Origin of the sequence: Clostridium sp. MCC328 (assembly GCF_018785465.1) — a bacterium.
GTDB lineage: Bacteria > Bacillota > Clostridia > Lachnospirales > Lachnospiraceae > Pilosibacter > Pilosibacter fragilis.
Map to the genome: position 1 here is coordinate 109,795 of NZ_WQPW01000037.1, position 17,099 is coordinate 126,893.

Sequence of the window (17,099 nt, forward strand, 5' to 3'; positions counted from 1 at the left end):
AATGATAAAAAAGAAAATTTTCACAAGTTTACTGGTGACCGTTATGTTTTTTTCACTTATGTCCTGCGGAAGGAAAGCTTCCGCGGTTTCAGAAAATAAAAATCCCGCAGAGAGCGCCGTAGCGGCAGCGAAAGCAGACTCGTTTACCGATGTGACGAGAAAGACCCAGGTGTGGGATGTGATAAATGATCCGGTCTTTGGCGATTATGGAAGACTGATCTTTCCGGTGGACCGGCCGTTGAGAGAAGATCTGACACTGGAAGACATGGACGAAGTCCTGATGTGGTACAACGATATCAAACCGGATAAAACGGTGGAGATCGTCAATTATCTCGGGCAGCAGGCGGCAGCCGGGACCCAGGTGTTTTATGACATTTATACAGAAGAAGAAAAGTCGGAAGATCCCTGGAAAGAGGACACTGGCCTGTTCTTCTTCCACGGCGGGCCAGGCGCAAAAACAGCAATCTGCAACGCAGGCGGCGGCATGGTGTATGTCGGTGCCATGCAGGACAGTTTTCCGCATGCGCTGGAGCTGTCAAAGAAAGGTTACAACGCCTTTGCCCTGATCTACCGCCCTGGTGCCCAGACCGCCTGTGAGGATCTTGCGAGAGCAATCGCGTTCCTTCATGAACATACGGATGAACTGCAGATCGACATGTCGGATTATTCCCTGTGGGGCGGTTCTGCCGGGGCAAGAATGGTGGCATGGCTCGGCTCCTACGGGACGGCGGCTTTTGGCGAAAAGCAATACCCGCAGTCCGCGGCGGTGATCATGCAGTACACCGGGCTTTCCGATGTGACGGGAAATGAGCCTCCGACCTACAATTGTGTCGGAACGGCGGACGGCATCGCCAGCTATAGGACCATGGCAAGCCGAATTCAAAAAATCAGGAGAAACGGCACGGACGCCGAGATCGATGTGTTTGAGGGGCTTCCCCATGGATTTGGACTTGGGGAAGGAACCGCTGCCGAGGGATGGATCGACCATGCAGTCTCATTCTGGGAACGTCAGATGAAATAAGATCAATGAAGGAGAAAACATGATGAACAGACCATATATGATCTGCCATATTTTAAGCGCGCTGAACGGAAAGATCAGCGGATCGTTCATGGGAACGGAGAGTAGTCGTTTCATGGGCGGTGAGTACGCGAGGATCCGAACAGCGTACCATGCGGACGCGTGGTTATATGGAACGACGACCACAAAGGAGTTTACAGGTTTCCAAAGACCGGTATTGGATGGCAGTGTGACATCGGTTCCGGAAGGAGACTTTGTTGCCAGAAGGAATGCTGCATTTTACTATGTGTCCGTTGATACGGAAGGAGAGATCGGATGGGAATCTGCGACATTCAAACGTGCCGGATGTCCGGGCGCACATATCATTGAGGTCGTGACAGGTGCGACATCGGTATCATATCTGGCATACCTTAGGGAACATCGTATTTCGTATATTGTGGCGGGAGAAGCCGCACTGGACTGCCGGATCGCAGCGGAAAAGCTAAAGGAACTATTTGGAATCAGGACATTGCTGATCTGCGGAGGAGGCCTGATCAACGGCACATTTTTACAGCAGGGGATGCTGGACGAATTAAGTCTGCTGCTCAGTCCTGCCGTAGACGGAGAAGTCGGATCACCAAGTGTGTTTGAATGCAGTGCCGGACTTTGGGCATCCGCACCTAAGGAATTCCAGCTTGCGGAAGTCCAGAGACTTGGCGAAAGCGGACTTCGTCTTGTGTACCGCAGCTGGTAAGACAGACTTCATGCCCACACCTTTTGGTTGGAACAGGACGAGCTTATTTATCGTTCCATCCAGGAAAGGCTAATTGTACAATGTGGGTATAAAACAACAAAGGTTATCAATGGAAACGGAGGAATGATCCTCCTCGTAACAGGCGGCATCGGCTACTATCAGGAGGAAGGAAAACCGGCCCAGATCCTAAGAAAAGGCGATGTGGTAAACATCAAGCCGGGTGTCTGTCACTGGCATGGAGCGGCGCCGGACAGTTGGTTCTCCCAGATCGTGATTTTTGATTCCAACTACACCCCGGATGCGGACGCGCCGGAGGAGACACCGGTCACAGATGAGGAATATGAGAATCTTGAGACAGAAGAATATACCGGTCGTACCATAACACCAGACAATGAGTTCATGTTTGAGCGGGCACCGGAAGCCATGACAGCGGACACCTTCAGCGGTCCGGCTTATGTCTCTTCCCTGATCGGCGCGGACAATGCGGCGGGAGCACCGGACCTTCACTATGTGGTATTTGATCCGGGAGTTATCAACAACTGGCATATCCACGAGGGCGGCCAGATCCTGATCGCGACAGACGGAATCGGCTACTATCAGATCGAAGGTGAGCCCGTCCAGATCATGTATCCAGGCGATGTGGCATTCTGCCCGCCGGGAGTCAAACACTGGCATGGCGGCAGCAAAGATACAAAATTCGCACATATCGCTGTCAACACAAACCCGGAGTTAAAAGGCTTGGAGTGGTATGACAGGATCTCAGATGAGGAGTATGCGGCACTTACGACAGAAAAGCCCGCGGAGGCGGAAACAGAAACTTCTGGCAAATAAAAAAGAAAAAGGAGATATCAGATCATGAAAGATTTTACTTATTCTTATCCAGTAAACGTTTACTTTGGAACAGACGCGGCAAAGAAGGCGATCAGCCAGGAAATTGGTAAGTACGGAAAGAACGTGATGCTTGCCTATGGCGGCGGCTCTGTGAAAAAGAGTGGTATCTATGACGCGGTCGTATCCATGTTAAAAGAGGCGGGAAAGGATGTCACCGATTTTCCGGGCATCATGCCAAACCCGACATACGCAAAAGTACAGGAAGGCGCAGCGTTAGCGAAAGAAAAAAATGTTGATTTCATTCTCGCTGTCGGCGGCGGTTCCGTCATCGACTGCTGCAAGATCATCTCCGCACAGGCAAAGACAGACAAGGATATCTGGGAGATGGAATTTACCGACCATGTATTCCCGACAGAATTCGTTCCGATGGGCGCTGTTGTGACGGCGACAGGAACCGGTGCGGAGATGAATAACGGAGCCGTTATCACTCATGAAGAAAAGAAAATTAAGACGGGTGTATTCGGGGCATTCGCGAACTTTGCGGTTCTTGACTACGAGTACATGAAGTCTCTCCCGGCAAAACAGGTGATTTCTGGTGCGTTTGATACCTTAAGTCACTGCATGGAAACATATTTCGGCAGCCCACGCACCGCGAATATTTCTGATGAGATCAATGAAGCCGTCATGAGAAACGTCATCCGGAATCTCAAAATCGTGTCCAAAAATGTATTTGATGAGGACGCAAGAAGAGAACTCATGTGGGATTCTGCAATGGCAGAGAACGGTATTCTGAAGCTTGGTAAGGTGACTGACTTCCAGGCTCATATGATCGAGCACCAGCTTGGTGCCTACACAGACTGCAACCACGGCTGCGGACTGGCAGTGATCCATCCGGTATTATACCGCCATATCTATAAAGACGCAGCAGAGCGCTTCGCACATTTCGCAGAAACTGTATGGGATATATCCGCAGAAGGAAAGACGGCAGATGAGACAGCGTTAGCAGGCATCCAGGCGCTGGCGGATTTCATCCGTGAGATCGGGCTTCCGATAAACTTTAAGGAGCTTGGAATCCAGGCAGACGATGCGATGCTCCGCGCAGTTGCCGACAGCACAAATATCATGGCTGGATGCTGTAAGAAACTCAATGCGGATGAGATCTTTGAGATCCTTAAAGAATGCAGATAGAAAATATAGTCTGAAAGGTACTGGATAGCTACGCAGACAGAAAGGACTGAAATGTTATGAGAAAGAAATTTACGCCAGGAAAACGCTATGCAATTCTGGCACTCAGTGCCGTAATGCTTGCAGGATGCGCGAATTCTTCAGGAACAAAGACGACTCAGGCAGAAACAACTGTGTCAGAGACAACAGAATCCCAGACAGAAGCTTCAGAAGTACAGGCTGATGGTATTGTAAAAACAACAGCAGGTCTTATTCAGGGAACGAAAGAGGACGGAATCTACTGCTACCTCGGAGTTCCGTACGCGGAGGCGAAGGAGCGCTTCGTGCCGGCAGAGGAGGTGACACCGTGGGAAGGTGTCCGCGTGGCAGACACATACGGCCCCATGTCTCCTCAGGCACAGATCTCCGGTGTCGATGGGGAGTCTTCCCAGAATGGAACAGACAATAACAGCCAGAACTTAAATATCTGGACCCCCGGCGTCAACGACGGAAAGAAACGTCCTGTCATGGTATGGCTGCACGGAGGCGGATTCTCCACCGGATCTGCCAATGAAGAGGGATATGACGGTCAGGCCCTCAGCAGCAGCGGAGATGTGGTCATTGTTTCAGTCAATCACAGACTGAATGTGTTTGGATATCTCGATCTTTCCGCTTACGGTGATAAATATAAATACTCTGCGAATGTTGGTCTGATGGATATCGTGGATTCCCTGAAATGGATCCAGGACAACATTGAAGCGTTCGGCGGAGATCCGGAAAATGTGACCTTATTCGGACAGTCCGGCGGCGGCGCGAAAGTCCTGGCGATGATGACATCTCCGTATGCGAAAGGTTTATTCCAGAAGGGAATCGTCCAGAGCGGCGCGACAGAGACCATGGGAGTAAAATTCAACACCCAGGAGTTCAGCACGGCTCTTGCGGAGAACATCTTAAAGAATCTAAATATCACACCGGACAATATCGAGGATATCCAGTACGTGTCCGCGGATGATCTTGAGAAAGCTGCGGCAGAGGGACTGACCCAGACAGGTGAACAGTTACAGATCCCGACATGGACGGGCGATTCCTATGCTATGGACTGGGAGCCTGTCGTGGACGGAGATTTCCTTCCGACAGATCCGGTCACAGATGATTCCTTTGCGGAAGCAGGAAAGGACATCCCGCTCCTGATCGGCAGCAACTTAAATGAGTGGACCGGATATTTTGAATCCGATCCGGTAGAACCGACCGATGAACTTACTGCTGCCTTAAAAGAAGCTTACCCGGATAAGACAGACCTGACGGCAGAGCATGTGGATACGACATTGATCCGTCTGCCGATCTTAAAGATCATGGCACACAAAGCCGACCAGAACGGCGCCCCGGTCTATGGATACGTATTCACGTATGGAAATTCTCACCACGGCGCGGAGATCCCGTACGTGTTTGACCATGCTGATGAGAACGATGAGGAGAAGGAACTTGCGTCTCAGATCAGCCAGGCATGGATCAACTTCGCAAAGACCGGAGTACCGGGGACAGATGAGATGCCGGAGTGGGAGCCGTACACGAGAGACGGCGGAGCGACCATGATCCTGGATGCAGAATCGAAACTTGTCCACAATCATGATCAGAACCTTTTAAAGATCCTTGCATCGGATTATGTTTACTAGATCACAGGTCCCGGGCAGAACAAAGGGAAAGATGGCAGTTGATATTTTAATGACAGCTGTTCTGCTCGGACTTATGACATACTCCTTTATAGGAGAGAAAGCTCACGAAAGGCTGGGAATGGCGATGTTTTTTTTGTTCATTTTGCATCTCATTCTCAACCGTTCCTGGTTTTTGGGACTTGGCAGGGGGAAATATACCCCCTACCGGGTCTTCCAGACCATGATCACGATCCTGATCTTCTCAACCATGATCGGCTCTATGGTCAGCGGGATCCTGATCTCCCAGTATCTTTTTTCTGGATGGACACAGCGGAATGTTTATGAGGCAGCCGCTATGGCTCATCTTTTCTGCGCGTATTGGGGTTTTATATTGATGAGCGCCCATATCGGCCTTCACTGGCGAATGATACAGGGAATCATGAAAAGCAGGATGAGTAAGGAGCTTCCGCCGGTCATTCAATGGATCTTGCGCATTTTTGCGGCGGGGGTCGTGGTTTATGGCGCTTATGCGTTTTTTCATAACAGATATCCATCATACCTGTTTTTAAAGACACATTTTGTCATGTATGACTTTGACGCGACTCTGGGATCGGTCCTTTTTGATGAGATCACGGTCATGGGGCTGTTTTTGTGTCTTGCATACACTGCGGGTGGAGTCCTGCAGAGAATTTGGAAAAGAAAAGGAGAAAAATAAAATGAAATTGAAGAAAATGATTTCCATAATGGCAGTCGGAGCAGCTTCCATGAGCATCCTTGCGGGCTGCCAGGCATCCGGCACTAAAGCAAGTAACAGCACGACTGCAGCGGCACAGACAGAACAGAGCAGCACTGCAGAAGCTTCTTCTGAGGCTGAAAAAACAGCGGATAACACAGAGAATACCGGAAACGGCAGCGGAAAGACACTGGTCGTTTATTATTCCGCAAGCGGAAACACGGAACGTGTCGCAAAGGCTGCCGCAGAAGCGGCGGGAGCAGATCTCTTTGAAATTGTTCCAGTGGAGCCGTACACAAGCGAAGATTTGAACTGGACAAATGACAACAGCCGTGTATCGAGAGAACACAATGATGAGAGCCTCAGAGATGTGGAGCTTACTTCCACGGAAGTGGCGAACTGGGATTCCTATGATACAGTTCTGATCGGATACCCGATCTGGTGGGGAATCGCCGCATGGCCGACAGACGGATTCGTAAAGGCAAATGATTTCACAGGCAAGACCGTAATTCCGTTCTGCACAGCCGCAAGCTCTGGAATCGGACAGAGCGGAAAACTGTTGGCTGACCTTGCGGGAACCGGCGACTGGCAGGAAGGAAAGCGCTTTGCGTCCAGTGCCTCTGATCAGGAGGTTGCGTCCTGGATCGGGGAACTTGGACTCAGCGCAGAATAAACAACACAGCAAATATCCAGCGGGTATGTATGTTTGCTGGATATTTTATCGCTCCATCTGGCCGACTGCCATCAGAAACTGCAGTAGCTCTTTTGACGGAATCTTTGAGTAGATCAGTCCGTATGGCAGAGTGTAATCCCAGTCCACCGGCAGAGTTGTGAGAAGGGGATGGACGTTTTTCCAACATTCCGAGAACAGTAACTAGTCATTTGCCGGCCATTCAGACGGAGTCCTTACTGAAAAACAAAAAGGAGAAGATTTATGAGAAGAAAAAAATGGATGCAGCTTGCGGCACTCGTGGCTGCAGGTACAATGATCATTTCCGGCTGCGGAATCAGCGCGGGAGCTGATTCTGCCACAACACAGGCGGCAGCCCAGACAGAACAGGCGGCGACAAGCGAAACAGCAGAGAGCACAGATGAGACGGCCGCAGCAGATGACGGAGCTTTGGTCATCAAAGAGCAGGGAATATTTTCTGCTGGCGGCACGACGATCACTTCCAACGGTACCTTTGACCCGGAAGACCAGTGGGAAGAGAGCGGAGCCGGACAGACGGCCCATGTGGACCACGCAAATGTACTCTATCAGATCCCGGAGAATGAGACAGAACTTCCGATGGTGTTCTTACACGGTTACGGACAGTCCCGAATGGGCTGGATGACCACACCGGACGGACGAGAGGGATGGTCGGATATGTTCCTCAGAAAAGGACATGGAGTATTCCTGATCGATGAGCCGCGGCGTGGAGAAGCCGGAGCTACCTCTGTCAGCGGAGATATCAGCACAAAGACTCTGGATCAGCGATGGTATACCCAGTTCCGTATCGGACGCTGGGAGAACGGAAAATCCGTTGCAAATGAAGGTACCCAGTTCCCGAACGATGATGCTTCTGTAGATCAGTTCTTCCGTCAGATGACACCGGATACGGGAATGACCTCCGACATGGGAGCTGATTTTGATAACGAGACAGTTGCAAAGGCTGTAGCAGCGACGATCGAGGAGGTATATGCCCGCACAGGAAAAGATTCCATCCTTGTAACACACTCCCAGGGCGGCGGTCCGGGCTGGACAGTTGCAGAGTACACAGACCACATTGCAGCGATCATCGCCATTGAGCCGGGTGGAGCTCCGGGAGCGGATTCCGATGATTTCAAAACTGTTTTGGAGAAAAAGATCCCGGTAACCATGTATTTCGGTGACTATATCGACAACGGTGATCCGGCGATCCAGGCAACCGGAATGTGGCAGGCGATGCGCCAGGCATGCTATGATTTCGAGGAAGCTTACAACGCTCAGGGCGGAAACTGCACCGTTGTGGATCTCCCGAAGGAAGGAATCACCGGAAACGATCATTTTATGTTTCAGGATCTCAATAACGATGTAATCGCGGATCATGTGGAGAACTGGATCAGGGAAAATGTAAAATAGTCATTGCAGTGATCATGGAAAAGTATGAAAGCATTAATTGTTTATTATTCCAGGCGCGGAGAAAATCTTGTTAACGGAGATATTCGGACGCTGCGGGTCGGCAATACGGAGATGGCGGCAATGATCCTGCAGAAGATCACGAGGGCGGAATTGTTTCAAATCGTCCCCGTGCAGGATTATCCGAAAGAATATTGTCACTGCATCGACCTTGCAAGGCAGGATCTGCTGCGCAGGGAACGGCCGGAACTAAAGCCATGCGATATCGGCAATCCATGCATTGGATGGAAATGCCTATAAGCGGCATAAAGATGCTGATGTGAACAGACTGAGATAGAAGAATAGGTGTTTGGATAGACATCCGCCAATTTGTTGTGCAGAGATCATTGCATGAGTTGGCGGGTGTTTTTTAGGAAAACATGTCCGATGGTTTTGAAAATTCGAAACACTGCTTCGGATTTTCTGATCGTTTGGTTAAAAAAGCTAACCATGAACAATTTATGTCAAGGATACTTTTGAAAAAGCACTGCTATATTTTATTATTGAGGCAGTTTAAATAGTGTGATAGAATATACGGTAATTGCTGAATATGAAATTTTGCGGTCATGAGAGGGAGAAAGAGGTATGGATGAGAAGAAAATGAAGTGTATGGATCAGGATTCTCAGGCAGTTTCCGTCCACTTTCCCCGGATCATGATCGCGGCAGAAAAGAGCGGCGGGGGGAAGACGTTATTTACCTGTGCGCTTCTTTCTCTTTTGAAAGAGAAAATTCAGGAGGTTCGCGCGTTTAAGTGCGGGCCGGATTATATCGATCCGATGTTTCATCGGACGGTGCTGGAGATCCCGTCGAGAAATCTGGACAGCTTTTTTGCGGACGGGGATACGCTGAGATATCTGCTCGACAGGGAAGTCCTCGAAATGGAGAAATTCCCGGAAAGCCGAATCGCTGTACTGGAGGGCGTCATGGGCTTTTACGATGGACTTGGCGGTGTCTCGGAGCGCTCCAGTGCCTGGGAGGTGGCGGACCTTACGGATACGCCGGTGATCCTTCTGGTGGATATGAAGGGGCGGAGTCTTTCTGCTTTAGCGTCGATAAAAGGATTTCTTGATTACAAGGAGAAGAGCCATGTGACAGGGGTAGTCTTTAACCGGCTGTCACCGATGCTGTATCCGGGATTAAAGGAGCGGGCAGAGCGGGAGCTTGGAATCCGGGTATTCGGGTATGTGCCGGAATTAAAGGATATGACGCTGGAGTCCCGCCATCTGGGGCTTGTGATGCCAGAGGAGATTTTGGGGATCCGGGAGCGGCTGGATCTGATCAAAGAAAAGGTTCGAGTGGGAATCAATCTGGATGGGATTATTGAGGAGGCTGGGAGAGCGGCAGAGATAGAAGTGAAATTGCCAGAAGCTGTAAGGCAGTTTTGTAATGTGGATTGCGGGAAAGTCTTGAATAATAGTGCCGTACAACATATTGAAAACATTGCAGATGCCAAGAAAATATACGATTCTGGAAACACCCATGAGGTGAAAAGTACGTTATCTGAACGAAGTGTTAAGAAAACAATAGTTGCAGTCGCCAAAGATGAAGCTTTCTGCTTTTATTACGAGGATAATCTGGATCTCCTTAAGAAACTCGGAGCAGAGATACAGTATTTTTCCCCGATCCACGACAGAAACCTTCCGGAGGGAACCTGCGCAGTCTATCTTGGCGGCGGTTATCCGGAGCTTCACGCGAAAGCACTTTCAGAAAATATCAGTATGCGGAATGCGATCCGTCAGGCGGTGATGGAAGAGGTGCCGTGTATCGCGGAGTGCGGCGGATATCTGTACCTGAAGAATTCGATCGTGGATCCAGACGGCGTGGAATGGCCAATGGCAGGTGTGCTGCCGGGCAGCAGCCGTGACACGGGGAAGCTTGGGAGATTTGGGTATATTACTGTTACCTCAAAGAAAGAGGGACTGTTAGGACCTGCGGGAACTGAATTCCGCGCCCATGAGTTCCACCACTGGGATTCGGAGGAGAATGGGACGGATTTCGCAGCAAAAAAGCCGGTGGGAACACGGGGCTGGGACTGCGGATATACGACGGAGAGCTTTTATGCAGGCTTCCCGCACTTGTATTTTTACAGTAATGTGAAAATTGCTGAGAACTTTATTAAATGTGCAGAAACGTGGAAAAAGAAAAATCCAGGTAACTGTTCAGTAGGTCTGCGCACTTGCTGCGCTGACCGTAAGAAAACATAGGCTGGAAGGCAAAAATCCCATCAGCGAAGCTGATCTGGAATGGATTTTTGCACGTAACTATGAAGGTACTGAATAGTTACAAATCCAGAAAAGTATAGCACTTTGAAGGTTCGATAAATTTGAATTTTAGCAAATTTTTTGCATTGACAAAAATTGCAGTAGAAAAAGATTCTTACTGATATGACATAATCAAAAAGATGAATAGTGAAATGAAATATGACAGCAGAATGAAAATAAATATGACAGAAAAAACTTCAGTAGAAAAGACCTGGAAAGCATATCTGAATAAGATTGAACCGGCAGACCGAACTGCCATGGAGCTTGCGAAAAAGCGATGGAATTCTGTGGCAAAACCCATCGGAAGTCTCGGAATTCTGGAGGAGGATATTATAAAGATCGCGGGGATCCGCTGGAACGCATCGGGAATGAAACTGGACCGGTCCGCACTGGCAGTCATGTGCGCGGATCATGGTGTCGTTGCGGAAGGTGTTTCCCAGACAAGTAAAGATGTGACGAGGATCGTTGCGGAAAACTTCACGAAAGGCGAGACATCCACCTCCAAGATGTGCCGGATCTCTGGAACTGACCTCTATCCGGTGGATATGGGAATGGACTGTGAGCCGACCGGGCAGAAAGAGCCTGACATGCACCGGATCCTGGACCGGAAAGTGGCAAGAGGATCCGGAAATATCGCGAGGGAACCGGCGATGAGCAGAACCGGGTGTCTTCAGGCACTTCTTTCCGGCATAGATCTCGCATTCCGGTTGAAAGAGATGGGATACGAAATTCTTGCCGCCGGGGAGATGGGAATCGGAAATACGACTCCTGCTGCCGCCATGAGCGCAGTGCTCACGGGGCTCCCACCTGAAGAGGCGACCGGCCGGGGCGCCGGACTCTCTGACGCGGGACTTGAGAAGAAAAAAAAGGCAGTGGAGATGGCTGTTTCCCGTTTTTACGGGAAATATCCGGAGTACCGGAATGGAACAAAGGAACAGTATGAGAGCGGAGAGCTGTCCGCTGTGACGGTGCTTGCAGAGCTTGGCGGTTTTGATCTCGCTGGAATGACGGGGCTATTCCTCGGAGGAGCGGCGGCAAAGATCCCGGTTTTGACGGATGGATTCCTCTCCACCGTCTCTGGCCTTCTGGCGGTTCTCATCAGGAAAGAGGCGAAGGACTATATGCTCGCGTCCCATATCTCCACAGAACCTGCCGGGGCGGCGATCCTTCAGATGCTGGATCTTCCGGCACCTCTTCACATGGGAATGCATCTCGGCGAGGGAAGCGGGGCGGTTGCCATGATCCCGCTTCTCAGGATGGGGGCGAAAGTGTACGAGGAGATGAGCACATTTTCTGATATCTCTGTGGAACAGTACGTGGACTATCAGGAGAAAGGAGAGCGGCCATGAGGGCGGCAATTATCGCTTTTTCCATGTATTCCAGAATACCGATGCCGATGTTTGAGTGGAAAGAGGAGGACATGAAATATGCCATGTGTTTCTTCCCGGCCATCGGCATGGTGATCGGGGCAGTATTTTACGGGATGTTCCTGCTGCTCTCATGGCTTCTTCCGGGAAGCTTTCTGGCAGCGGGAATCCTTCTCGCAGTTCCGATCTTCATCACAGGCGGAATCCACATGGATGGATTTATGGACACGTGTGATGCAAGGGCGTCCTACGGAGACAGGGAGAAGAAACTCGCGATCTTAAAGGATACCCACACGGGGGCGTTCGCTGTGATCTTCGGCGCGCTGTATCTGATCCTTTATGCGGCGGCATGTATGGAGCTTGACCGGGAGACGGCGGTGCTTGTCGCGATCGGTTTTGTGATTTCAAGATCCTTAAGCGGACTCTCCACGGTGACATTCCCGGAGGCGAGAAAACATGGGATGCTGGCAGATTTTATGAAGGACGCGAAAAAGAAGACGGTGGCGGTCTGGATGGTCATCCTGTTCCTTGCGGCAGCAGTTCTGGAACTTTTTCTGGGTGGCAGGATTGGGGGAATCATTCTATCAGCATCGATCCTGATCTTTTTCTACTACCGGCATATGGCAGTGAAGGAGTTCGGTGGGGTCACGGGAGATCTGGCGGGATTTTTCCTGCAGATCTGTGAGCTTGGGATCCTCCTTGCGGCCGTGATCGGGAAGGCGGTGATCGGATGAAACTTTTCATGATCCGGCATGGGGCAACGGCCGGGAATCTGGAAAAACGGTATGTGGGCCGGACTGATGAGGGACTGACGGAGCAGGCAGTGTTCTTTCTGCAGGAAGAAGCACTGAAGCTTCGGGAGCTTGCAGGAAACGTGGCAGCGATCATCACAAGCCCGATGAAGCGGTGTCTTGAGACAGCAGAAATTCTGTTCCCGGAGAAGCTATATGAACATGTTCCGAGAATCCAGAAAGCCGGACTCTCCGAGTGTGATTTTGGAACCTTTGAGTATAAGAATTATCTGGAACTTTCCGGGGATACGGAGTATCAGCATTTTATCGACACGCTGGGGAGAGAGGGATTTCCCGGCGGGGAGACCACGGACGCGTTTAAAGCCCGGACAGTGGAGGCATTTCAGGAAGTATGGAAGGAAATTTCTTCTCAGGCTGAACCGGGGGCTGACCGGACGCTCGTTTTTGTCGTTCATGGAGGAACGATCATGGCAGTCATGGAGGCGTTTTCGGAGGAAAAGAAAAGTTACTATGACTGGCAGATTGGGAACGGGGAAGGCGTTTTGGGAAAAATGGATGCGTCAGATGGACAGATCCGCAACGCGCGGATCATGAAAGCTAAATGATCGATAACGAAATGTGTAAAGGAAAAGATGAAGGGAGAACAAAAACATGATACTTTTATTATCTGTATGCAGCATCGGATTTCTGATCTACGGAGCACTGGTTGTAAGCGGCATCTACACGCCGATCAGCTCAAAGATCCTTGTGGAGGACGAAGAGCGGGCAAAATGGTGCCACACAGAGGGCGTCACAAAGATGCTCTGGGGGCTGGATCTGGCATTCTTTGTCATGTACCGATGCAGCGTATTTCCGGCAGTTTTATGGCTGGCGGCATTTCTTGTGCTGACGGTGGTTATTATCATTATGGCATATAAGAATAACGGAAAATATTTGAAATAGAGTCCGTAAAGGATTCCTGAATTTTTTGTCTGCGGGGAAAAGGACGACAGGCTCACATGCGTATGGAAACATGGTTTCGTTTGTGCATCTGAAAACAGGAAAATTACGGCAGATAAGGAAGAATTTACATGATAGACAGAATGGAACTTCTGGCGGTGATCGTACTTGGTTTTCTGCTGGATCAGGTCCTCGGCGATCCGCACTGGCTGTATCACCCAGTGCGGCTGATCGGGACATATATCAGTTTTCTGGAAAAAGGAATACGGAAGATCTTCGGAGACGGGGAACGGGCGCTGCTTGCGGGCGGCGTCGTCCTTGTCCTTTTTGTGACGGGAACGACGGCGGTCGTATCCGGCGGCATTCTTTATGCCTGCGGGCGGATCTCCCCAGGGCTTAAATTTCTGGTCTCGGTGATCCTCTGCTATCAGCTATTTGCGGTGAGATCCTTAAAAGATGAGAGCATGAAGGTCTACCGGGAATTGAAAAAAGATGATCTACCGGCAGCCCGGTACGCAGTCTCCATGATCGTGGGCCGTGATACGGAACGTCTCGACATGACGGGAGTCACGAAAGCGGCGGTGGAAACTGTAGCGGAAAATACTTCGGACGGTGTCGCAGCCCCGCTTTTTTATATGACTCTCGGCGGCCCGGTCCTCGGCTGGGTATATAAGGCAGTTAACACCATGGATTCCATGGTGGGATACAAGAACGACAAGTATCTTTATCTTGGAAGGGCGGCGGCAAAGCTTGACGATCTCCTGAACTTCATACCGGCGAGACTCTGCGCCTGGGTCATGATTTTCGCCTCCTATCTGCCATCAAAAGATCATGAATTTGACGGTTCCCATGCGAAGGAGATCTTTTTAAGGGACCGTTTCAACCACGCGAGCCCAAATTCCGCCCAGACGGAATCAGTCTGCGCCGGATCACTCAGGATCCGCCTTGCGGGAGATGCCTGGTATTTCGGAAAACTTGTGAAGAAGAAATACATTGGGGATGATCTGCGGCCGGTAGAGATCGAGGATATTCCGCGGGCGAATAAGCTTCTTTACCGGACATCATGGATCCTTATGGGACTCTGTGCGGCGGTGGAAACGGTTCTCAATTTATTGTAAAGATGGTTTAGAGGCATAAAAACAGGATATGGCAGCAGTCGTAATGCAGAGTATATACGATTATAAATTGTGTTAAAACGGCTGCAGCACAACGGAGGAATCAAATTGGCAAAAGTAATCATGATCCAGGGAACGATGTCGAATGCTGGGAAAAGCTTTCTCGCGGCGGGGCTCTGCCGGATCTTTAAACAGGACGGGCTCAAGACCGCCCCGTTCAAATCCCAGAATATGGCATTAAATTCCTACATCACAAAGGACGGTCTTGAGATGGGCCGTGCTCAGGTCATGCAGGCGGAGGCGGCGGGAATCGAACCGGAGGCGGCGATGAATCCGATCCTCTTAAAGCCCACCTCCAACATGGGTTCCCAGCTCATCGTAAACGGAGAGGTTCGTGGAAATTATCCGGCGGCGGAATATTTTAAGATGAAAAAGAGTCTGATCCCGGACATCATGGATGCCTACAATTCCCTTGCATCCCGGTACGACGTGATCGTCGTGGAGGGTGCCGGAAGTCCGGCTGAGATCAATCTCCGGGGAAATGATATCGTGAACATGGGACTGGCAGAGATGCTCGACGCCCCGGTCCTTCTTGCGGGAGATATCGACCGGGGCGGGGTCTTCGCCCAGCTTTACGGAACCGCGGCACTTTTGACAGAGGAGGAGAGAAGACGGATCCGGGCCTTTGTGATCAACAAATTCCGCGGCGATAAGGAGATCTTAAAACCGGGTCTTGCCATGCTCTATGAGCGGATCCGGATCCCGTTCGCGGGTGTGATCCCATATATGGATGTGGATGTGGACGATGAGGACAGTCTCTCGGAGCGCCTGACCGGAAAACACGGTTCAGGGCCGCTGCTCGACCGATCCGGACATGAGGCGTTTGCAAAGGTCACGGTGGTAAGACTTCCGCGGATCTCAAACTTCACGGACTTCAATTCCCTTGAGCGCCTTCCGGGAATCGCTCTTTCCTATGTGAGCCGGCCCGAAGAACTGACAGGATCCGATCTCATTATCATACCCGGAACAAAGAATACGATGGGGGATCTCAAATGGCTCCGCCAGAACGGGCTGGAGGCAGTGATCACACGGATGGCAGGAAAGGGAACTCCTGTTATCGGTGTGTGTGGTGGATTCCAGATGCTCGGAACGAGTCTCGACGATCCTCATGGGGTCGAGGAGGGCGGGACCATGCGGGGAATGGAGCTCTTACCGATCCGGACGATCTTCGCGGAGAAGAAAACGAGAACGAGAGTAACCGGCACGGCGAGATTTTCGGAGGACGGCGAACCGGTTAAAATCTCCGGCTACGAGATCCATATGGGTGAGACGATCCGGGATGGTGGAAGGAATTTCTCGGAAATCTGTTGCAGTGATGGAACTGGCGGACACACAGCCGATACAAAAGAGGACGGCTGTGTATACAAAAATATATTCGGAACCTACGTCCATGGCGTTTTCGATACGGAGGAGATGCAGATGGCGGTTCGTAACTTCCTTGCAAAACAGAAAGGTGTCCGTCCGGAAGAATATGAGAGCGGAGCGACCTTTTCCATGGCGAAATACAAAGAGGAACAGTACGATAAAATGGCAAAAATCATCCGGGAAAATCTCGATATGGATATGATCTACCGGATCTTAGAGCGAAAGGATGTGAGAGGATGAGCGGACTCGGCTGGACAGAAGAATTAAAAAAGCGGACGGGCATCGATTTTCTGACGACCCGCCCGATGGAGATCGAAAAGAAGAGCTTTGAGATCATAAAGGGAGAGCTGGGGGACGAGTTCGTTTCCTCCTATCCGGCGGAGGCGCTCCCGGTTCTCTGCAGGGTGATCCACACGACGGCGGATTTTTCCTACAGGGACACTCTGACGATCACCGACGGAGCTGTCGAAAAGGCAAAGGAAGCAATCCGACTCGGACTTCCGATCATCACGGACACCACGATGGCTGCATCCGGGATCAATAAAACGGCGGCAGGAAAATTTGGGATCGAGGTGCACTGTTTTATCGGAGATGAGGATGTGAAGGTAAAAGCGAAGGAGAGCGGCATGACGAGATCGGCGGTCAGTGTCGAAAAAGCTGCAGAATGTTATCCGGAATGCATCTACGCGGTGGGCAACGCACCGACAGCCCTGATGCGCCTTTATGAGCTGATCGAAGAGAAAAAGATCCGCCCGGCGCTCATTATCGGAGTCCCGGTGGGATTTGTAAATGTGGTGGAAGCAAAAGAGTTGATCTTAAGGACAGATGTTCCGGCCATCGTCGCAAGAGGACGGAAAGGCGGCAGTAATATCGCGGCGGCGATCTGCAATGCGTTATTATATGAAGCTGGTGGAAGATAAAAGAATATACGATGGAATACAGATATAGAAAAATGCCTCAGAGCTTTGCAC

Annotated in this window: 17 protein-coding genes and 1 pseudogene; all 18 read left to right on the forward strand. The window is 50.6% G+C overall.

The features are described 5' to 3' along the window. The first annotated feature begins 43 nt into the window (after nucleotides 1-43). The 18 genes and pseudogenes from GPK83_RS07105 (at nucleotide 44) to GPK83_RS07185 (ending at nucleotide 17,048) form a co-directional block, all read left to right on the forward strand. Nucleotides 44-1,021: an alpha/beta hydrolase gene (locus tag GPK83_RS07105; RefSeq protein WP_252196258.1), complete on the forward strand. Its 978-nt coding sequence runs from the start codon at nucleotides 44-46 to the stop codon at nucleotides 1,019-1,021. Between the two features lie 22 nt (nucleotides 1,022-1,043). Continuing rightward, the gene (locus GPK83_RS07110) at nucleotides 1,044-1,751 is read left to right on the forward strand and encodes a RibD family protein (protein WP_215704387.1); all 708 of its coding nucleotides are present in this window, start codon (nucleotides 1,044-1,046) and stop codon (nucleotides 1,749-1,751) included. Between the two features lie 117 nt (nucleotides 1,752-1,868). Continuing rightward, nucleotides 1,869-2,027 (forward strand): annotated as a pseudogene (locus tag GPK83_RS16840) (cupin domain-containing protein); the annotation flags it as partial. Nucleotides 2,028-2,174: 147 nt separating this feature from the next. Continuing rightward, complete coding sequence (locus GPK83_RS16845) at nucleotides 2,175-2,582, forward strand: cupin domain-containing protein (RefSeq protein WP_252196266.1); 408 nt, start codon at nucleotides 2,175-2,177, stop codon at nucleotides 2,580-2,582. Between the two features lie 24 nt (nucleotides 2,583-2,606). Continuing rightward, a complete protein-coding gene (locus GPK83_RS07120; RefSeq protein ID WP_215704389.1) occupies nucleotides 2,607-3,770 on the forward strand; it encodes an iron-containing alcohol dehydrogenase in 1,164 nt (387 codons plus the stop codon). Nucleotides 3,771-3,826: 56 nt separating this feature from the next. Then, a complete protein-coding gene (locus GPK83_RS07125; RefSeq protein ID WP_252196259.1) occupies nucleotides 3,827-5,419 on the forward strand; it encodes a carboxylesterase family protein in 1,593 nt (530 codons plus the stop codon). Between the two features lie 31 nt (nucleotides 5,420-5,450). Next, entirely contained in the window at nucleotides 5,451-6,113 is a 663-nt protein-coding gene (locus tag GPK83_RS07130; RefSeq protein ID WP_215704390.1) for a DUF4405 domain-containing protein, read from the forward strand. Nucleotide 6,114: 1 nt separating this feature from the next. Continuing rightward, entirely contained in the window at nucleotides 6,115-6,804 is a 690-nt protein-coding gene (locus tag GPK83_RS07135; protein WP_215704391.1) for a flavodoxin, read from the forward strand. Between the two features lie 261 nt (nucleotides 6,805-7,065). Next, nucleotides 7,066-8,232, forward strand: a complete 1,167-nt coding sequence (locus GPK83_RS07140) for an alpha/beta fold hydrolase (protein ID WP_252196260.1) — start codon at nucleotides 7,066-7,068, stop codon at nucleotides 8,230-8,232. 24 nt (nucleotides 8,233-8,256) lie between these two features. Beyond that, the gene (locus GPK83_RS07145; RefSeq protein WP_215704392.1) at nucleotides 8,257-8,529 is read left to right on the forward strand and encodes a hypothetical protein; all 273 of its coding nucleotides are present in this window, start codon (nucleotides 8,257-8,259) and stop codon (nucleotides 8,527-8,529) included. Between the two features lie 324 nt (nucleotides 8,530-8,853). After that, complete coding sequence (locus GPK83_RS07150; protein ID WP_252196261.1) at nucleotides 8,854-10,473, forward strand: cobyrinate a,c-diamide synthase; 1,620 nt, start codon at nucleotides 8,854-8,856, stop codon at nucleotides 10,471-10,473. Nucleotides 10,474-10,712: 239 nt separating this feature from the next. Next, a complete protein-coding gene (locus tag GPK83_RS07155) occupies nucleotides 10,713-11,879 on the forward strand; it encodes a nicotinate-nucleotide--dimethylbenzimidazole phosphoribosyltransferase (protein WP_215704393.1) in 1,167 nt (388 codons plus the stop codon). Then, on the forward strand, nucleotides 11,876-12,631 hold the full coding sequence (cobS, locus tag GPK83_RS07160; RefSeq protein ID WP_215704394.1) for an adenosylcobinamide-GDP ribazoletransferase: 756 nt from the start codon (nucleotides 11,876-11,878) through the stop codon (nucleotides 12,629-12,631). Before GPK83_RS07155 ends, cobS begins: the two co-directional genes overlap by 4 nt. Continuing rightward, nucleotides 12,628-13,254 (forward strand): histidine phosphatase family protein, encoded by a 627-nt coding sequence (locus tag GPK83_RS07165; protein WP_215704395.1) that lies wholly within the window; start codon nucleotides 12,628-12,630, stop codon nucleotides 13,252-13,254. The genes cobS and GPK83_RS07165 overlap by 4 nt, the downstream gene beginning before the upstream one ends. Before the next feature lie 46 nt (nucleotides 13,255-13,300). After that, nucleotides 13,301-13,591 carry a hypothetical protein gene (locus GPK83_RS07170; RefSeq protein WP_021904962.1) on the forward strand — a complete coding sequence of 97 codons (291 nt, stop codon included), beginning with the start codon at nucleotides 13,301-13,303 and terminating at the stop codon, nucleotides 13,589-13,591. 128 nt (nucleotides 13,592-13,719) lie between these two features. Beyond that, the gene (gene cbiB / locus GPK83_RS07175) at nucleotides 13,720-14,706 is read left to right on the forward strand and encodes an adenosylcobinamide-phosphate synthase CbiB (RefSeq protein WP_215704396.1); all 987 of its coding nucleotides are present in this window, start codon (nucleotides 13,720-13,722) and stop codon (nucleotides 14,704-14,706) included. A 105-nt stretch (nucleotides 14,707-14,811) separates the two neighbouring features. Further along, nucleotides 14,812-16,368 carry a cobyric acid synthase gene (locus GPK83_RS07180; protein WP_215704397.1) on the forward strand — a complete coding sequence of 519 codons (1,557 nt, stop codon included), beginning with the start codon at nucleotides 14,812-14,814 and terminating at the stop codon, nucleotides 16,366-16,368. After that, nucleotides 16,365-17,048 carry a precorrin-8X methylmutase gene (locus GPK83_RS07185; RefSeq protein ID WP_252196262.1) on the forward strand — a complete coding sequence of 228 codons (684 nt, stop codon included), beginning with the start codon at nucleotides 16,365-16,367 and terminating at the stop codon, nucleotides 17,046-17,048. Before GPK83_RS07180 ends, GPK83_RS07185 begins: the two co-directional genes overlap by 4 nt. Nucleotides 17,049-17,099 lie beyond the last annotated feature (51 nt).